Annotated in this window: 15 protein-coding genes; 5 read left to right on the forward strand and 10 right to left on the reverse strand. The window is 67.4% G+C overall.

Going from position 1 to position 17,341, the window contains the following annotated elements; translation table 11 throughout:
* Window positions 1-347 precede the first annotated feature (347 nt).
* The 5 genes from BM199_RS08185 to BM199_RS08205 all read left to right on the forward strand — a co-directional run bounded on the left by BM199_RS08185 (window position 348) and on the right by BM199_RS08205 (window position 7,023).
* Window positions 348-1,013, forward strand: coding sequence for a response regulator (locus BM199_RS08185; RefSeq protein ID WP_091672079.1), 666 nt, complete (start codon window positions 348-350; stop codon window positions 1,011-1,013).
* A gap of 214 nt (window positions 1,014-1,227) precedes the next feature.
* Complete coding sequence (locus tag BM199_RS08190) at window positions 1,228-1,980, forward strand: FkbM family methyltransferase (RefSeq protein WP_143101796.1); 753 nt, start codon at window positions 1,228-1,230, stop codon at window positions 1,978-1,980.
* A gap of 225 nt (window positions 1,981-2,205) precedes the next feature.
* Window positions 2,206-5,187, forward strand: coding sequence for an AfsR/SARP family transcriptional regulator (locus tag BM199_RS08195; RefSeq protein WP_177242522.1), 2,982 nt, complete (start codon window positions 2,206-2,208; stop codon window positions 5,185-5,187).
* Between the two features lie 105 nt (window positions 5,188-5,292).
* Window positions 5,293-5,928 carry a hypothetical protein gene (locus BM199_RS08200; protein ID WP_218160311.1) on the forward strand — a complete coding sequence of 212 codons (636 nt, stop codon included), beginning with the start codon at window positions 5,293-5,295 and terminating at the stop codon, window positions 5,926-5,928.
* Window positions 5,929-6,132: 204 nt separating this feature from the next.
* On the forward strand, window positions 6,133-7,023 hold the full coding sequence (locus tag BM199_RS08205; protein ID WP_091671723.1) for a hypothetical protein: 891 nt from the start codon (window positions 6,133-6,135) through the stop codon (window positions 7,021-7,023).
* Window positions 7,024-7,080: 57 nt separating this feature from the next.
* Here the strand turns inward: BM199_RS08205 and BM199_RS33795 are convergent, their stop codons facing one another.
* The 10 genes from BM199_RS33795 to BM199_RS08250 form a co-directional block, all read right to left on the reverse strand.
* Window positions 7,081-7,224: a hypothetical protein gene (locus BM199_RS33795; protein WP_177242523.1), complete on the reverse strand. Its 144-nt coding sequence runs from the start codon at window positions 7,222-7,224 to the stop codon at window positions 7,081-7,083.
* A gap of 257 nt (window positions 7,225-7,481) precedes the next feature.
* Entirely contained in the window at window positions 7,482-7,940 is a 459-nt protein-coding gene (locus tag BM199_RS08210; protein ID WP_091671725.1) for a nuclear transport factor 2 family protein, read from the reverse strand.
* A gap of 89 nt (window positions 7,941-8,029) precedes the next feature.
* Entirely contained in the window at window positions 8,030-10,906 is a 2,877-nt protein-coding gene (locus tag BM199_RS08215) for an FAD-binding and (Fe-S)-binding domain-containing protein (RefSeq protein WP_091671726.1), read from the reverse strand.
* Window positions 10,907-11,047: 141 nt separating this feature from the next.
* A complete protein-coding gene (locus tag BM199_RS08220; protein ID WP_245788226.1) occupies window positions 11,048-11,698 on the reverse strand; it encodes a GntR family transcriptional regulator in 651 nt (216 codons plus the stop codon).
* Window positions 11,699-11,721: 23 nt separating this feature from the next.
* Complete coding sequence (locus BM199_RS08225) at window positions 11,722-12,756, reverse strand: D-2-hydroxyacid dehydrogenase (protein ID WP_091671730.1); 1,035 nt, start codon at window positions 12,754-12,756, stop codon at window positions 11,722-11,724.
* 2 nt (window positions 12,757-12,758) lie between these two features.
* On the reverse strand, window positions 12,759-13,430 hold the full coding sequence (locus BM199_RS08230) for a haloacid dehalogenase type II (RefSeq protein WP_091671732.1): 672 nt from the start codon (window positions 13,428-13,430) through the stop codon (window positions 12,759-12,761).
* 57 nt (window positions 13,431-13,487) lie between these two features.
* Complete coding sequence (locus tag BM199_RS08235) at window positions 13,488-14,582, reverse strand: ABC transporter ATP-binding protein (protein WP_091671733.1); 1,095 nt, start codon at window positions 14,580-14,582, stop codon at window positions 13,488-13,490.
* A complete protein-coding gene (locus BM199_RS08240; RefSeq protein WP_177242524.1) occupies window positions 14,579-15,367 on the reverse strand; it encodes an ABC transporter permease in 789 nt (262 codons plus the stop codon). Before BM199_RS08240 ends, BM199_RS08235 begins: the two co-directional genes overlap by 4 nt.
* On the reverse strand, window positions 15,367-16,227 hold the full coding sequence (locus tag BM199_RS08245; RefSeq protein WP_091671737.1) for an ABC transporter permease: 861 nt from the start codon (window positions 16,225-16,227) through the stop codon (window positions 15,367-15,369). The genes BM199_RS08240 and BM199_RS08245 overlap by 1 nt, the downstream gene beginning before the upstream one ends.
* On the reverse strand, window positions 16,203-17,303 hold the full coding sequence (locus BM199_RS08250) for an ABC transporter substrate-binding protein (RefSeq protein WP_177242525.1): 1,101 nt from the start codon (window positions 17,301-17,303) through the stop codon (window positions 16,203-16,205). Before BM199_RS08250 ends, BM199_RS08245 begins: the two co-directional genes overlap by 25 nt.
* Between the last annotated feature and the right edge of the window lie 38 nt (window positions 17,304-17,341).

A 17,341-nucleotide genomic window follows, 5' to 3' on the forward strand; every position in this document is an offset into this window, starting at 1 on the left:
TCTTTCGCGATGTTGATCTGCTGGCCTTGCGAGCCGCTCCTGACCTTCATGCTGTCCTGGTGGGGAGCGTGATCGTTCCGCTCGAGGCCAGCGCGACGAGTCGTTGTGGACGGCGACCGCTGTGCCACGCCACATGGAACGGGAAGTAGCGCGGACGGTTGTCATTGTTCGGAAACAGGCACTCCGCAGCGTACGAGGTGGCTAGGATGGTCGCATGGCCAGCCCACAGCGTCGTCGCCCGCGGTGAATATGCCAGTGGATGACAAACGCGGCGTACTCACCATCCGGCCCCGTTCCGAGAAGGAGTTTCGCATCACCGCCCGTACCCCCGTTCGGTGGAGTATCCGGTGACGATTCGAGTCGTACTTGCCGACGATCATCCGCTGATCCGCGCTGGTCTGCGTCTCCTTATCGCGAACACGGAGGACATAGTCGTGGTCGGGGAGGCCGGAACGGGGACAAAGGCAGTCCAACTCGCCAAGGACACCCGCCCGGACGTGATCGTGATGGACATCAGGATGCCGGACATGGACGGCATCGAGGCCACTCGCCAGGCCGTCGCCGGGACTGAGGCACCGCGCGTCCTCGTGCTCACCATGTTCGACGAGGATGAACATGTGTACGCGGCGCTCCGCGCCGGCGCCAGCGGATTCCTGATCAAGGACATGGCGCTCGAAGAAACCATCACCGCCATCCGCGTAATCGCGGCGGGTCAGTCGCTCACCTCACCGAGTGTCACGCGCCGGCTGATTGCGAATTTCGTAAGCCGACCGCAACGGGCGTCAAAGCCTCGCGAGGTCAAGGGCATCACGCAGCGGGAGCGGGAAGTGCTGGGCCTGGTCGGCCTCGGGATGTCCAACAACGAGATCGCGACACGGCTGAACATCAGCGCGGCCACAGCAAAGGCGCACGTTGCGCGGTTGTTCACCAAACTCGACGCCCGCGACCGCGTTCACCTCGTGATTATCGCCTACGAGGCGGGCCTGGTCACGCCGTCTCATCCGACGAGTTGAACACCTCCGATCGTCCGGCGCTTCCCGTGGGGCGCCGGAGCGGAAGCAGCGCAACGCGTCGGCTTGCGGAAGTACCCCGCGCACGGGGAACCCAACACCGGTAGTGCTCCAACCGGCCGATGCCTCATCACCCCGGAAGCGGCATTGTTGGCATTGCCAAACGAAGCAATCCGTGCGCGACACAATCGTCAACCGAGCAGTTGGAGACCTCTCGATGCCTAGTCTCGACCGACCGACCCTGACCGCCGCGACGACGAACTTCCTGGCCCGTTGGACGCATTACCTGGACACCGAACTGCACACGCTGAGCGGGCTGGTCATGCCCGGAGACGTATGCGTGGATGTGGGTTCGGCGGCAGGTTTGTACAGCCAGGCACTGTCTCACCTGGTCGGGCCGACGGGGCAGGTTCACAGCATCGAGCCGTTGTCCTTCTCCCACCCGTTCTGGACTCGCGTACTGGGCGCGCGGGAGCGGCAGAACACCATCTCCTATGCCATGGCGCTGGGCGCCGAACCGGGCCGGGCGACGATGCGAGTGCCATTCGGGCCCTACAGTGCGGCCACCAGTCGAGCATTCCTCGCCTGGAAGAGCCATTCTCTTGGCTCCACAGCGGAGTTTCATCACCACGTCGACATGCTCGTCGACGTGGACACTCTCGATGGCCTCCGGCTGCGCGCCGACCTGAATCGGGTCGACTTCGTCAAAATCGACGTGGAAGGCGGGGAACTCCACGTTCTGCAAGGGGGACAGCAGACCATCGAGATGTTCCAACCGACGATGCTGATCGAGATCGAGGCGCGGCACACCGATCGATACGAGTACTCACCGGACGACATCGTGGAGTGGATCATCAGTCGCGGCTACCGCATGTACGCCTGGCAAGGCAGCTGGCAGCCGGTCGACCGAGTGTGTATTCACGCCAACAACTACCTTTTCCGGCCCACAGGCGCGGGCGCGTCAAGCTGAGCGGGATCAAGCGTGCCGGCGCCGATTTCGTCGGCGAGCTTCAGCTCTTTCCATGGCGGTGTCCACGAGTCCCAGCCCGTCCTGGCCAAGTTACCGCCGCCCGTCCCGCACGTTGCTGTTCACCGGACCGACAACAACGTCGAGTCGTCACGTGGCGGCTTTGCCTCCGTCTGCCGGGGAGCGAGCGGCGCCCGTTACAGTTGCGCCGAATGCAGGAGGGACGGCGTGGACTTCGGAGTACTGGGCCCGCTGGCTGTGTGGCAGGCGGGCGTGCCACTGAACCTGGGCACGCCGAAAGGCCAAGTGCTCCTGGCCGTGTTGCTGTGCAGGCTGGGCCGGCCGGTCGCAGGTGATGCGCTCGCGGAGGCGATCTGGGGTGCGGAGCAGCCGAAGAGCGCCGTCAAGAACGTGCAGACGTACGTCCATCGGCTCCGGCAGCACCTGGGGGATTCGGAGCGGATCACCAGGAAGGGCTCCGGCTACCTGTTGCGTGTCGGCCGTGACGAGCTCGACGCGGCGCGTTTCGAGGATCTGGCGGGCGTAGCCCGCGCGACGCTGGCGGCCGGTGATCTCGATCAGGCACGCCGCCACTTCGACAAGGCGCTGAAGCTCTGGCGGGGACCAGCATTCGACGGGCTCGCCGACGTACCCTCGCTGGCGTCGGAGGCCGCCCGGCTCGACGAGCTACGGCTCGGCGTCCTTGAAGAGCGGATCGACGTCGACCTTCGACTGGGTCGGCACAGCGAGCTGCTTGGCGAGCTGACCGCGCTGACACTGGAACACCCGTTCCGCGAGCGAATGTGGGCCCAGTTCATGCTCGCGCTGTACCGCTGTGGCCGACGGGCGGACGCGCTGCTGGCCTACCTCCAGGTCCGTGACCTCCTGGCCGAGCAGACCGGTATGGAGCCTGGTCAGACGTTGCGGGACCTGCACCAGACCATCCTCGGCGAGGATCCCGCGCTGGCCCCGGCGGTCGCGGCCGACGCACGGGAACCCCAGAACGCCGGCGGTGCTCGCATGCTGCCTCCGGCACTCGGCGACTTCACCGGGCAGCGGGGAGAGCTGACGGAGATCGCGGCCGTGCTCGGCAAGGACCGGGCTGCCGACGAACCAGCCGCGGTGGTGACGATCTCGGGCCCCGGCGGTATCGGCAAGACCGCGCTCGTGGTGCAGGCCGCGCACCGATTGAGGTCCACCTACCCCGACGGGCAACTGTTCGCGACGCTGGCCGGGACGCGCGCCCAGCCGGTCGACCCGGCCGCCGTACTCGGCCGCTTCCTCCGTGCGCTGGGGGTGCCCGCCACCGCGATGCCGGACGATCCGGAGGAACGCACGGATCTCTACCGGGGCATGCTCGACGAACGCCGGATCCTGATAGTGCTCGACGACGCCCTCGACGAGGAGCAGGTGGCTCCCCTGATGCCGGCGAGCGGGACGTGCGGAGTCATCGTCACCGGGCGCGTGCGGCTGGGCGGTGTCGGTGGCGCGCACCGGGTCGAACTCGGCGCGATGTCCGAAGCGGACAGTCTGGCCATGCTGCGCAACATCGCGGGCAACCAACTGACCACGGCGACCAGCTCGGATCTGGCCGATCTGGTGAGGCTGTGCGCGCGTTTGCCGCTCGCGCTGCGGATCGTCGGCTCGCTCCTGTTGTCGCGCCCGCATTGGCACCCAACGGACCTTTTGTCACGCCTGGCGGACGAACAGCACCGGCTGGACGCGCTCCGCTACCGCGATCTCGAGGTACGGGCCAGTTTCGGGCTGAGCTACACGGGACTCCGTCCCGAGGCGCGGCGGCTGTTCCGGCTCCTCGGACTCCTGGAGGCACCCGACTTCCCGCTCTGGGCGGCGGCCGCCACACTCGATACCGAACTGAGCCCGGCCCAGGAGCTGCTCGACGAACTGGTCGACGTCCACCTGCTCGATGTCACCGGGGCACCGAACGGCCAGGCGCGGTACGGCTTTCACGACTTGATCCGCACGTATGCGAAGGAACGCGCGGAGATGGAGGAGCCGGTGGAAGTGCGACATGCGGCCGTAGTTCGTGTGCTGAGCGCTCTTCTCGCCCTCGCCGACATCGCCGACCGCGACCATATGGGGCAGAACATGTTCCAGCGGGACGCTGTCCGCTGGCAGCCGGACCGGGTGAGGGCAAGTCTGCCGCGGTCTGTTCCGCCGATGGCACTGCTGGATTCCGAGCGGCTCGCATTGGTGGCGGGCGTGCGACAGGCCGCTGAGCTGGCCAGGGACGAGCTCTGCTGGGAACTGGCCGTTGGCGGCCATGCACTGTTCGAGACGGAGCGGTACTTCGACGACTGGCAGGAGTGCTATGACACGGCGATGCCCCTGGCCAAGGACGCCAGGAACTTGCGCGGGCAGGCCAGGCTGCTCATCTCGATGGCCGGACTGCGTTACACCCGGCGCCAGTACCGCCAAGCCGAGGAATCCAACACCGAGGCGATGCGTCTGTTCGAGCGAATCAGCGACCGGCGGGGCTATCTCGAGGCACTGAGCAACGCGCCGTTCTTCCTCGTCCCCAACGGGCATCTGACGGAGGCGATCGCGGCGGGCTTCGAGGCCTACGAGCGGCTCAACGCCGCCGGGCAGGTTGCGGCGGCCTTGCACGCGTACTCCCAGGTCGGCCTCGCTCACCTGCAGGCGGGAAGGCCAGAAGTCGCGGTGGAGGTGCTCTCGGAGATCGTCGCCGGGGCGAGGCAGCAGGGAATCCTGACCCTGATCGCGCGGGACACCTACTGGCTCGGTCAAGCGCACCTCGCACTCGGTCATCATGCGCAGGCGGAGGAGACGTTCACCGAACTGACCGCGTATGCCGGGGACATCGGATCATCGGGCGTGTTTTACACGGCCCACGCCTGGGGCTGTTTCCAGCTGGCCCGGGGTGAGTACGCCGACGCGCGCCGGCGTCTCCTCGACGGCGTGGCCGTCGCCCGTGCGATGCACGACCCCATGTTCGAGACCCGCGCTCTCGTCGACCTGCTTGATCCCCGCCTGTACGGCCGCCATGAGTTGCCGGTCGCGATCGGCCAGGGCGAACACGCGGTCGAGGTGGCCCGCGGTATCGACTACCCGTACCTGCTGGCGGGTGTGCTGGAGGGAGTCGCCGGGCTGAAGGCCGCGGCGGGAGACGACGAGGCCGCGGACCACCTGTTCGCCGAGGCCGCTGCCGTGCGCGCCAAGATCCACTGAGCCTTCCACCGACCTCGTATTCCCGGCGTGTACCCGCCGTATTCCAGGATGTGCAACTGTGCGCGACATCGGGAAATTCCCGATGGGATTCTCAGTGAGGTAGTAGTGCACAAACGACACATCGTGTTCGCGGCTGTTCTGGCCACCATCGGGCTCGGGCTCTCCGCCTGCGGCAGCGACGACGAGAAGCCGATGGCGCAGGACCTGCCGTCGGCCCCGGCTTCTCCCGCGCCGACCAGCGAGTCCACAGCCGACGACAGCGGCGATGACAGCACCGGCGCGCCCGAGGGTGACACCGCCGCGCCGGGCACGGAACTCAAGGTCGGCGACACGGCCGTCCTGCCGTTCGAGTACACGAGCGAGAAGACGGGCACGATCGCCGTGACGGTCACGGCGATCGAAAAGGGCACCGAGGCGGACATGGCCGCCTTCGGCGACAAGGCAAAGGGAATGACGCCTTACTTCATCAAGATGAAGGTGGAGAACGTCGGCGGTACCGACCTGTCGTACGCGTCGCTGAAGCTGAACGGCGCCCTGGAAGGTGGCGCCGGCACTGGAGTTGTGCTGATGGGCGACATCCCCGGCAAGTGTGACAACGAGACCGCGCCCACCGAGTTCACCACCAAGGGTGCGTCGTACGAGACCTGCTCGCTCAGCGCCACCAGTGGCAAGCCAGTCATCGCCGCGACGTTCGACGAGGGCGACGAGTACCGCGACGACCCGGTCGTCTGGACCAGCTGACCCCGTTGCCACGCGTCGATGTGCGAGCGGGGGCGCACCGTCGACGCGTGGTTCGCCGCTGGCACGGTGCGCAGGACCAGCGCCGGAGCGCCACGTAGGGCACAAGTTCGCGCTGATGCGCTTGTCGCCCCACGGGCAGGGCTCGCGAGCAGGCCGTGAAAGAGTCTTCGCCGGCCCGCCTGCTCAGCCACGGAAAGGACCGCCATGGGCAAGCCCAACCCCGCGAACGAGATCGGGTACAGAGTCCTCGGCGAGGACGGCAAACTCGGGGGCGGCACGGGGCGCCCCACCGTCTACTGGTGGCTCGGCTTCGCCCTGTGTGTGCTCTTCTTCCTGGCCACACTGTTCCCCGGTGTACTCACTCTCGCGTCCGAGCACACCGACGGGGAGCAGATCGGCGTCTCGGGCACGCTCCTCGGCGTGCTCAACAACCCCTATGTGTTTTCCTGGATCGGGATGATCCTGCTGTGCGTCATGTGGATGCTGGAATACACCCGGCGGGGATCGATCCACGTGGCGAAACAGGAGCGGGGCAAGCAGGCCCCGACCGGGAGTTTCGAGGCGGAGATCCGGCTGTTGCCCACGCCGTTGCACGTGGCGTGGTTCTTCGGGCTCGCCGTGACGAGCGTCGCGTTGCTCGTCCTGCCATGGACCATTGACTGGGACCTCGACATCTTCTTCGTGTGGTTCCTGTGGGGTGCGCTCCTCGCGCCGGTGAGCGGCGCCGTCCTCGGCTCACTCGTGAAGAAGACCGCCTACGCCCGCTGGTACCGGCGGCAGGCGGCCAAGAACCCGCACGGGCGTGTCATGCGTAAGGCTCACCCGTTCTGGCGTTCGTTCTCCTACTGGTGGCGGTTCGACCTGTGGATCTGCGGCGCGGCGATGCTCATGATCGTGGTGGGAGCGCTCATCTGGTGGAACCTGGCATACCTCCCGCCCGGCGAATTCGGTGATGCCGAGGACGTCCAGGAAGCCACGGGCGTCACAATCGTGCTGCTGTCGATCGGCATACTGGCGATGGCGTTCGGCCTGTGGGCCTGCACGCAGTTCTGGCGCAGCGGCGAGGACATCAGGACGGGCGAGTCGGCCTCGTGACCGCGGCGGCGGGCCTGAGGACGGCTGCGGGTGCCGACACGGCCCTGCCACTCGAGGTCAGCGCTTCTGCCAGCCCACGCTGTGGATCTGGTAGCTCTTCTTCGGCCCCCAGACCTCCGACAGATTCCCGACCTTCGCCCACGGGCCGGTCTTGGAGGTTGTCGGACCGCCGCTACTGCCCGCGGGCTTGAGGTACACCACGACGCGGTGCTCCTTGGCACCCGAGGCGGATGTGCACAGCGACCATGCGTAGAGACTTTCCTTCAGACCGCTGTTGCAGTGCGGGTTAGGCGGAGGATCGGCCAACACAGGCGTGGCGGAACCACTGCGGATGGATTCTTCTGGAACTGTGTGACTTGCACAGCTCGGCCAACCCTATTGATGTCGGGGCCGTCCCATTGTCAGGTGAACGCCTGACAAATGGGTAACCGAACCGGCCCACGCGCCCCCACCACGGGTCATCTGGCCGAAGTACGCACATGCAGACTGGTATCACCCAGCAGGTCCGGTGCCATCTCCATCGTCTTCCACCACCATCGCCCATCCAGTCGTTCGAATGTCCCGTTGAGAGTTGCGTAGATGATCGGTTGCAGCGGAAGGTTCGGAAGTGCCTGCCATATGCTGGCGTAGCTGCTGAAAGTAGCGGTTCCTGCCTCGTCGTCGACGTCGATCACAGTGTTCGTGAGCTGGTGTTTGGTGTGCGTCTTTCCGTCGTACAAGATCACATGGTCATCGAGCCAGCGGCGCATAGGCGCTGATCCCGGCTTGTCCGCAAAGGGCCACTTTCCATGCTTCCAGAGCTGCGCTACCGCATCGAAGTCGGCGGTGTCGATACCCGCACAGTAAGCGCAAAGAGTACGCCAGATCTCCTTCTCCGAGGCATAGGAAGGACGGCCATGTACCTGTGGGATCTCCATCGGCCCCGGCTCCCTTCCTTACCCGCGAAGCCTCGCTCCCGGTGACTTCTGCTCCCAGCGATCTCGGTACGGCGTGAGCCGTCGCCAGATCACCTGTTCCTGGGCTGGGCAGCCGGGGGCTCCTCATCGAGGCCCGCGGCCAGCAGCTCGGCGAGGTGCGCCGCGTTGCGCGTCGTGCCCTGCTCGATTTGGGTGCGGCAGCTGAATCCGTCGGCCACCACCGCGGTGCTGGACGCCGCGGCACGCACGGCCGGAAGGATGACCCGCTCCCCCACGGCCTGCGACAGCTCGTAGTGCCCCTGTTCGAACCCGAAGTTGCCGGCCAGCCCACAACACCCCGAGTCGGGGACCTGCACCCGGACACCGGCGGCCTCCATGAGGGCCTTGTCGGCATCGAAGCCCATGACAGCGTGCTGGTGGCAGTGCACCTGGACGAGAGCGTCGCCGCCGACCTGCGGCGGCTCCCAGTCCGGCGCCCGGTCGGCCAGCAGCTCGGCAAGAGTCATCGTCGACGAGCGCGCCTGCCGCGCAAGGGGATCCGACCCAAGCAGGTCGGCCGCATCGTGTCGCAGCATCGCCGTGCAGCTGGGCTCGAGGCCGACGATCGGCGTTCCCCGTGCCAACTCCGGGGCCAACACCCGCAGCGACCGGCGGAGGACCTTTCGGGCGATGCCGAGCTGTCCGGTGGAGACCCAGGTCAGCCCGCAGCACACCGCTCCCTGGGGCAGGACCGGCTCGAATCCGGCCGCGGCGAGGACACGTGCCGCCGCGACTCCCGCATCCGGCGACAGGAAGGAGGTGAAGGTGTCCGGCCAGAGCACTACCCGCCCACGGGTGGGTTCGGACGGCTGCGGCATCGTGCGCAGCTGGCGCCGCAGTGGCACCGGCGCGAAACTCGGGATGGACCGCTCCGGCGCGATGCCCCCAGCCCGTTTGAGCAGCGAAGCCAGCCGGGATCCGGTTATGGCGTTGGTCAACCGCGGCTGCAGCGAGGCAAGTCTGGCCATGGCGGGCAGCCAGCCCATCGACCAGTGGGAGCGGGGCCTGGCCCACGGCCGCCCCGCGTAGTGGTGATGGGTGAACTCCGCTTTGTAGGTGGCCATGTCGACGTTGACCGGGCAGTCGCCGAGGCAGCCTTTACAGGACAGGCACAGGTCGAGAGCGTCGCGTACCTCCTCGGAGCGCCACCCTCCCTTGACGACGTCGCCTTCGAGCATTTCCCAGAGCAGGTGCGCCCTCCCCCTCGTCGAGTGCTTCTCCTCGCGGGTCACCTGGAAGCTCGGGCACATCACGCCTCCCGAGGACTGGCGGCATTTCCCCACCCCGACACAGCGACGCTGGGCCTGGGCGAAACTGCCTGCGTCGCCCGGATAACTGAACATCGTGTCGACCTGTACGAGTTGAGCGGTCCCGCGGTGGCGCAGCGCCTGGTCCACGGGCAGCGGGTCGACGATCACGTGCGGGTTGAGGTGGCCGGTCGGGTCCCAGGCCGTCTTCACCTGTTCGAACAGCTCGTAACACTCAGGGCCGTACATGCGGCGCACGAGCTCCGAGCGGGCCCGCCCGTCGCCGTGCTCGCCGGAGACCGATCCGCCCAGTGTGGTCACCAGGTCGGTAGCCTCCTCCACGAAGGAGCGGTAGACCGACACGCCGGGCTCGGTGAGCAGGTCGAAGTCGATCCGCATGTGCATGCAACCGTCACCGAAGTGACCGTAGGACGCTCCCGAGAGGCCATAGCGGCCCAGCAGGTCGTCCAGGCCGCGCAGGTAGTCCCCGAGCCGGGCGGGCGGCACGGCCGCGTCCTCCCAGCCGGCCCATGCCTCGGCGCCATCGGCACGCCTGGTCGCCAGCCCCGTGCCGTCGCGGCGGCACCGCCACAACACCGCCTGGGCGGCAGGTTCGGTCACCACCGAGGCAGTAGCCCCCAGACCGGCGTCCTTGACCGCATCGGCCACCGCCGACGCGCTCGCCAGCGCATCCGCACTGTCCTCGCCGCCCATCTCGACGAGCAGCCAGACGCTGCCCTTGGGCAGGCCCGCGGCGACGGCCGCGCGGCGCACGTCGTCCGGCAGCCGGTCCACCAGTGTGGCGTTGATCGACTCCATGGTGAGGGGATTGTGGGGCAACACGACGGGCACACAGTCGGCGGCGGCGGTGCTGTTCGGGAATCCAAGGGCCAGCAGCACCCGAGCCTGCGGCAGGCGGACCAGGCCGACAGTCGCTTGAAGCGTGGTGGCCAGGGTTCCCTCGCTGCCGCAGAGCAGGCGCGGCAGGTCAACGCGCCCCGGCAGAAGGTGCTGGAGGGCGTAACCGGAGATCTGCCGGCCGAACGTGCCGAACCTGCGCTGGAGCAGCAGCTCGTGCTGCTCACCGAGCGCCGCCATCCGGCGTTCGAGGTCGCTGTTCGCAGGTGCGCCGCCATCTCGGGCGGGCAGGGAGAGCCGCTCACCCGTCCCCGCCACGACCTCCAAGGCCCGTAGGTTGTCGGCCGTGGTGCCCCATGCGACCGAGTGTGCTCCGCAGGCGTTGTTGGCGATCATCCCGCCGAGGGTGGCCCGGCTCGCCGAAGAGGGGTCGGCGCCGAATGTCAGACCGTGCGGCCGCGCGGCAGCCATGAGATCGGTGAGGACCACGCCGGGCTCGACGACCGCGGTCTGGGCCACGGGGTCGATATCCAGGATGGCGTCGAGATGCCGGGACGTGTCGATGACGACACCGCCGATCGCGTTGCCCGCCATGGAGGTTCCGGCGCCCCGCAACGCCACCGGCGCCCCTGCCGCACGGCACACGGCCAACGCGGTCTCGAGGTCCGCGCAGGTCCGTGGCAACAGCACCAGGTCGGGGACGACCCGGTAGTTGGACGCGTCGGTCGCGTACAACGCCCGGCTCCCGGGATCCCCGTGCACTTCCCCGCGCAGGTTCCTGCGCAGTTCGCCGGCCAACGCCGTGACGTCGTAGTCGGACATGCGGTTCCTCTCGTCCGCTCGCGGGGAGCACCACTCTCGCAAAAGCACAACTGGGCGCGGTGCAGTGTCGCAGGTCCGGCAGCGCGTGCCGTCCGCGGACCTGGTGCGGTGCGTCCGACCGCCGCCGTACTTGGCGCGCGACTAGATCGTCGCGGCGCCGTGTGCCTGGGTCAGCCGGATCACGGAGTTCCTGAGGTGCCAGTCGATCTCGTCCATGTAGGCGTCCACGTCGCCGCTGCGGAGCAGGTCCGCCAACCGCTGGTGCTGGTCGATGATCTCCCCCGGCGGGTCGAAGATCCGCTCGAACCGGTGCATGCACAACAGGGTCTCCGCGACCAGGGTGGAGAACATCCGGCTGAGCCGGTCACTACCGGCGGCATCGACGATCGTCTGATGGAAGGACAGGTCGGTCCGCGCCACCTCGGCCCACGTCTTCCTGGCAAGGGAATCGCTCATCGCGCCGACCACCTCGTCCAGGGCGTCGGCGACATCTTCGCGGCCTCGGCCGAGAACGACCCTGGCGGCCTCCCGCTCGATGGCCAGCCGCCCCTGGTAGACGTCGGCGATGTCATCCGGCCCCAACTGGACGACCGAGGTACTGCGGTTGCGGACCGCGACGAGTAGTCCCTCCTGGACAAGCCGCTGCACAGCCTCGCGCACAGGCCCGCGGCTGACCTGCAGCCGCGCGGCAAGATGAACCTCGTTGATCTGCTCCCCCGACGCGAACGTGCCGTCGAGTATCCGGGCCCGGATCTCGTTGGCGATGAGATCGGCGGTACCCTGCGACCGCATCGGCGACATACTGTCCAGCCCGTTCATGAAACCCCCTGTGTTCTGCTCGTTCCGAAGGCCGGAGTGACCGGTCCAGGCTGTGTCGCAACGTATCCCAGCGACATGTCAACGACGTTGAGCAACGGCGCGCCGTTCTGGAACCGCCGCAGATTTTCGAGGAACAGGTCGAGCACCACCTCGCGCCAGCCCACGGCGTCACCGGCCATGTGTGGCGAGATGATCGTGCCCGGGCAGTTCCAGAGCGGGTGGTCCGCCGGCAGCGGCTCGTGGTTCACCACGTCGAGTGCGGCACCGGCAAGGTTCCCGCCCTGCAACGCCTCCACCAGAGCCTGCTCGTCCACCAGCGGTCCCCTGCCGACGTTGATGAGTCGTGCGCCCGGCCGCATCTTCGCGAGGACGGTCGCATCGATCAGACCGCGGGTCTCCCGCGTGAGTGGCGCCGTGAGGACGACGAGGTCGTAGCGGGACACCACGGCGGCGAGGTCTGCCGACCCATGGACGCACCCGAACGGCTCACCGTCCGCCACGGCCCGCTCGGACCGCCCCGCGGCATCGACGTGGACGCCGACCGCCGCCAGGAGCAGGCCGACGGCCCGGCCGATGGAGCCCGGCCCCACGACGAGGGCGGCCGTCCCGGCAAGCCGCAGCGTGGGGCGATGCTCCCACCGCTGCCGGGTCTGGCGCAGCACCGTGCCGGGCAGATCCTTGACCATCGCCAGGGCCAGCCCGAGGACGTACTCGGCGATCGCGGCGTCGAGGACCCCGCGCGAGTTGGTCATGACGACCTCGCTGCCCGCGACCGCCGCCGTGAGGACCCGGTCGACGCCGGCACTGCCCAGGTGCACCCACTCCAGCGTGGTCGCGGCCGGCCACGCGTCAACCAGACCGGTCGCCGAGAAGTCCCAGAGGAGAAGCGCGTTGGCGCCGTCGAGAGCCTCGCGCAGTCCGGATCCCACGGCAAACCGTGTGCTCACGCCCTCGATCGCCGGGATCTGCGGCCGGTGCTCGCCGACCAGCACCGCGAGGTTCACCTCACGGTGCGCTGCACCTGCTGGCACACTCACACCCCGAGCAGGTCCGGCAGGCCGGAGAGGTCAGGGATCTCGTCGTACGGCTGGTAGTAGTCACTACCCTTGCGGCCGTAGCGATTGATCCACACACGACGGATGTCGTAGCGCTTCGTCGGCATGATGTCGTACTCCCATCCCTGTGCCACATGCGTGATCTGGTCCCGGCTCTGCGGCAAGACCGAGAACAGATGCTCGAACGCCCGTGGACGTGGCTTGTACGCGCCGGCCTGCTCCGCGGTGACGACGTGGTCGAAGTCGACCCCGATCGCGGCGACGTGGTGTGGGATGAGGTCGTCGTCGCTGTTGGTGAGGATGGCGATCTGGTAGCCGCCTGCCTTGAGCCTGCGCAGCGCGTCCGGCACCTCCGGGAAGGCGGGGAACTTCCTGGCCTCATCGATGAGTTGCTCGAAATCCTCGTCCCGGTAAGGGATTCCGTGCAGCAGCATGCAGTTCTCGAGAGTGTCCCTGACGATGTCCGCATAGCGGCGGTAGGGCTGGACGACGCCCTGGAACCGCATGACCCGCAGGTTGTCGAGGAACTCCTCGTGGTTCACGCCGACCTCGTCGAGCCGGTCCCGAACGATGGGCAGGGTCGCCCGGTTGAGGTCGAAGTCGACCAGGGTGCGATAGCAGTCGAAGGTGACGATGGGTGGAGTGCTCACGGGAAATACCTTTCGTATGCCGTGTGGTTCTTTCGCGAGTTTGGTGGTGGCTGTGGATCAGGGGTCGGGGACGAGCACGGCGTCGGCGGGATCCCACGCCACAATCGCCTCGCGGCCGGTGCCGAGTTCGGAGATGTCGTGGCCTGCGGCCACCCGCGCGGTGACGGTGGCGCCCTGCTTGTCACGGAGCAGGCACTTGCGGGCCACACCGAGGTAGACCCAGTCGACGACCGTGGTGCGCAGCGTGCTGAAGCCCTCTGGCACCTGCCCGGCCGCCGAAGCCGGGAAGACGCGCAGGTTCTCGGGGCGCAACACCAGGGCGGCACGTCCGGAGGCGGACACCGCTGCCTCCGGCGCAGCGGCGGCCAAGGTCTCGTCGCCGTAGTGCAGGCAGCCATTGGACCGCGTGCCACGCAACACTGTGGACTCCCCCACGAAGTCGGCGACGAACAGCGAGTTCGGCCGCCGGTAGAGTTCTTCGGCGGTGCCGATCTGCTCGATCCGACCGTGGTTGTAGATGGCGATGTGGTCGCTCATCGCCAGTGCCTCCTCCTGGTCGTGGGTCACGTAGATGACCGTGGCACCGAGTTCGCGGCAGATCCGGGAAATCTCGATCTGCAGGGTCTCGCGAAGCTTCTTGTCCAGCGCGCCCAACGGCTCGTCCATCAGCAGGAGGCGCGGCTGGAACACGAACGACCGAGCCAGTGCCACGCGCTGCTGCTGGCCGCCCGACAGAGCGGTCGGCCTGCGGTCGGCATACTCCTCCAGCTGTACCATCGCCAGCGCCTGCGAGACCAGTCGGCGCTGCTCTGCCCCTTTGATGCCTCGGACCCGGAGCGGATACGCGACGTTGTCGGCCGCGCTCATGTGCGGGAACAGTGCGTAGTTCTGGAACACCATGCCGAGCCCCCGCTTGTGCGGCGGGACACCGGACAGTTCGCGGCCGTCCAGGGTGATCGAGCCCTCGTCCGCGTCGAGGAATCCGGCGATGAGGTTGAGCGTGGTGGTCTTTCCCGAACCCGACGGTCCGAGCATGGTGAGGAACTCGCCGGACTTGACGTCGAGATCCACGCGTTCCACACCACGTTGCCCTGAATAGGTCTTGCGGACGTCGTGGAGGCGCAGCTCGCCTCCGACCAAGGCGTCGTTCATGGCCTGACCGCCTTTCTGCGGGTGCCGATCCAGGCCGCGAGCAGGATCAGCGCGATGGTGGTGGCCATGACCAGGGTCGCGGCCACCGCGAGTGTCGGCGAGAGTTCGGTCTGCACCTGCTGCCACATGACGACCGGCAGCGTCTTGACCGTGGGGCTGGACAGGAAGATGGACAGGATCAGCTCGTCCCAGCTGACCGTGAAGGCAAACAGCGCACCGGTCACCACGCCTGGCGCGATGAGCGGCAACGTCACCGTCCGGAACACCCGCCACCGGCCGGCGCCCAGGCCGGCAGCGGCCCGCTCGATCGCGGGATCGACGCCGCTGAGACTTGCCGAGACCGCGATGTAGACCAACGGGTAGGCGACGACCGAGTGGGCGAGGACGAGCCCGGCCATACTGCCGACGATGTGCCAGTCGCTGTAGACGAAGAACAGGCCGACGGCGAGAACCACCAGGGGCATGATCATCGGGCTGAGGATCAGCACCTGTACCGCACCCTTGCCGCGGAACGTCCCGCGCACCAGCGCCAGCGCGGTCATCATGCCCAGCACCACCGCGACCACAGCGGTCGAGACCGCGACCTGCAGGCTCTGTCCCACCGCGTGCATCCATACCGGGTCGGCGAAGAACGTCCGGTACCAGCTGAGGGACAGGCCGCGTGGCGGGAAGGTGAGAAAGCTGGTCGAGGAGAACGACATCGGGATGACGACCAGCGTGGGCAGCACGAGCAGGACACCCACGGCTACGCCGAACACCCGGAGCCCGAGAGAGGTCTTCATCATCATCGTCCTCCTGCCACGACGTCGCGGAACCGGACCAGGCGCGTACCGAGGAAGAGCACTGCGAGCGTCATGATGAGCAACACCATTCCCAGTGCTGAGCCGAGCCCGAACTCGAGTTGCTGCTCGACCTGGTTGACGACGTGCTCGGAGAGCATCGCGTTCTGCGGGGAGCCGAGCAGGGCGGGCGTGACGTAGTAGCCGAGCGACATCACGAACACGATCAGGCTGCCGGAGACGATGCCCGTTGTGGTGAGGGGGACGAACACCGTCCGGAACGCGTACCTGCCTGGCGCTCCCAGGCTCACGGCCGCCGGCATCAGGTTGGACGGGACCCGCCGCATCGAGGCGTAGATCGGGAACACCATGAACGGCAGCAACGAATGCGTCATCCCGATCGTGACCCCGAGGGTGTTTCGCATCAGCGCGAGGGGCGTGTCGATGACACCGAGGCTCAGCAGCGCGGAGTTGACGATTCCGGTCTGCTGCAGCCAGACCGTCCAGGCGTAGGTGCGGACGAGCAGACTGGTGAAGAACGGCAACAGGACGAGCAGCATGAGCAAACCTGTGGCCCACGGCCGGGAGCGGTACATGAGGTACGCGTAGGGATAGGCCAGTGCCAGCGCGACGAGCGTGACCAGCAACGCGGTGGCGAAGGTCGTGACCAGTGACCGCAGGTAGACCGGGTCCTGCGCGAACGCCGCGTAGTTGCCCGGCCCCGGATCGGTGAGCGAGCGAATCGCGGTCTGGACGAACGGCAGCAGGAACAACGCGGCCATGAAGGCCAGCCCGGGCCAGATCAGCAGGTTCCATGAATGGGCGGCGGAGACGCGGGCGGTCATGACGACACCCAGTTCTGCCATCGAGAGTCGACCTCGGCGCGATGCGCGTTCAGCCACACGTTGTCGAAGTTGATGCCGATGTCGAGATAACTCGTCGGAAGATGATCGATCATGTCGGGATGGACCCGGTCAAGTGCCTCCACATTGGTGGGGCCGTAGGGGATGTATCGGGTCAGTTCAGCGTTGTGCTCCGCCGAGAGACAGAACGCTGCCAACTGCATCGCGTACTCCACATTGGCCCCACGGGGGACGACCATGGAGTCCGCCTGGATGAAGTGCTCGTTCCACTGAATGGCGATGGGGGCACCTGCCTTCTGAAGGGGATAGACGCGGCCGTTCCAGACCTGGGTCATGCTCACCTCGCCGTCCGAGATCAGCTGCGCCGACTGCGCCCCGGACGTCCAGAACACCGTGTGGTCCTTGATCGTGTCGAGCTTGGCGAAAGCGCGGTCGAAGTCGATCGGATACAGGTTCTCCGGGGCGACGCCGTCCGCGATCAGCGCGATCTCCAGAACCGCCCCGGCGGCGAAGTTCCGCAACCCGCGGCGCCCGGGAAACTTGTCGAGGTCGAAGAAGTCCGCCCAGCCTTCGGGCTTGCGGCCACCGAGCTTGTCCGTCCGATAGGCCAGCACATTGGAGAAGATGGTGTGGCCCACGATCGACTCGTGGGTGTACTCCGGGATGAGCTGGTCCAACGGCAGTTCATGACCGGCGAAGTCGACGAGGAACTCCCGGTCCTCGCCATAGCCGAAGTCGCCCGTCGCGGTCATCAGGTCCCACATGACGTTCTCGCTGCTGACCATCGTCTTGAGCCGGGCGTAGCTTTTCGGCACGTCCTCGACCACTCGCAGATCGGGGTGCGCCTGCTGGAACGGCGTGAGCCAGGCGTTCCTCTGGGCCTTCTGGTAGCTGCCACCGTCGGAGACGTACACGACCGCGTTCTCCCGCTGCCTGCCGAAGGTCGAACAGCCACCAGTTAGCAGACCCGCGCCTGCCACTCCCGCCAGACCAGCTCGGCGCAGGAAAGAGCGCCGGCCCAGCACCGCGCCCAGGCCACCGGCCGGGACGAGGGGATGTGGTCCCGTGCGCGCGTTCACGTCGACGCTCCTCGACGTGTCGGGCCGAGCGGTCGCGA

This window comes from Amycolatopsis marina (assembly GCF_900111885.1).
In the GTDB taxonomy this organism is placed as follows: Bacteria; Actinomycetota; Actinomycetes; order Mycobacteriales; family Pseudonocardiaceae; genus Amycolatopsis; species Amycolatopsis marina.

Excerpts from the sequence above, each read along its gene's own strand:
- BM199_RS08235 (WP_091671733.1), bottom strand. The coding sequence starts at position 14,582 with ATGAACGACGCCTTGGTCGGAGGCGAGCTGCGCCTCCACGACGTCCGC.
- BM199_RS08240 (WP_177242524.1), bottom strand. The coding sequence starts at position 15,367 with ATGATGAAGACCTCTCTCGGGCTCCGGGTGTTCGGCGTAGCCGTGGGT.
- BM199_RS08215 (WP_091671726.1), bottom strand. The coding sequence starts at position 10,906 with ATGTCCGACTACGACGTCACGGCGTTGGCCGGCGAACTGCGCAGGAAC.
- BM199_RS08205 (WP_091671723.1), top strand. The coding sequence starts at position 6,133 with ATGGGCAAGCCCAACCCCGCGAACGAGATCGGGTACAGAGTCCTCGGC.
- BM199_RS08245 (WP_091671737.1), bottom strand. The coding sequence starts at position 16,227 with ATGGCAGAACTGGGTGTCGTCATGACCGCCCGCGTCTCCGCCGCCCAT.
- BM199_RS08210 (WP_091671725.1), bottom strand. The coding sequence starts at position 7,940 with ATGGAGATCCCACAGGTACATGGCCGTCCTTCCTATGCCTCGGAGAAG.
- BM199_RS08220 (WP_245788226.1), bottom strand. The coding sequence starts at position 11,698 with ATGCGGTCGCAGGGTACCGCCGATCTCATCGCCAACGAGATCCGGGCC.
- BM199_RS08190 (WP_143101796.1), top strand. The coding sequence starts at position 1,228 with ATGCCTAGTCTCGACCGACCGACCCTGACCGCCGCGACGACGAACTTC.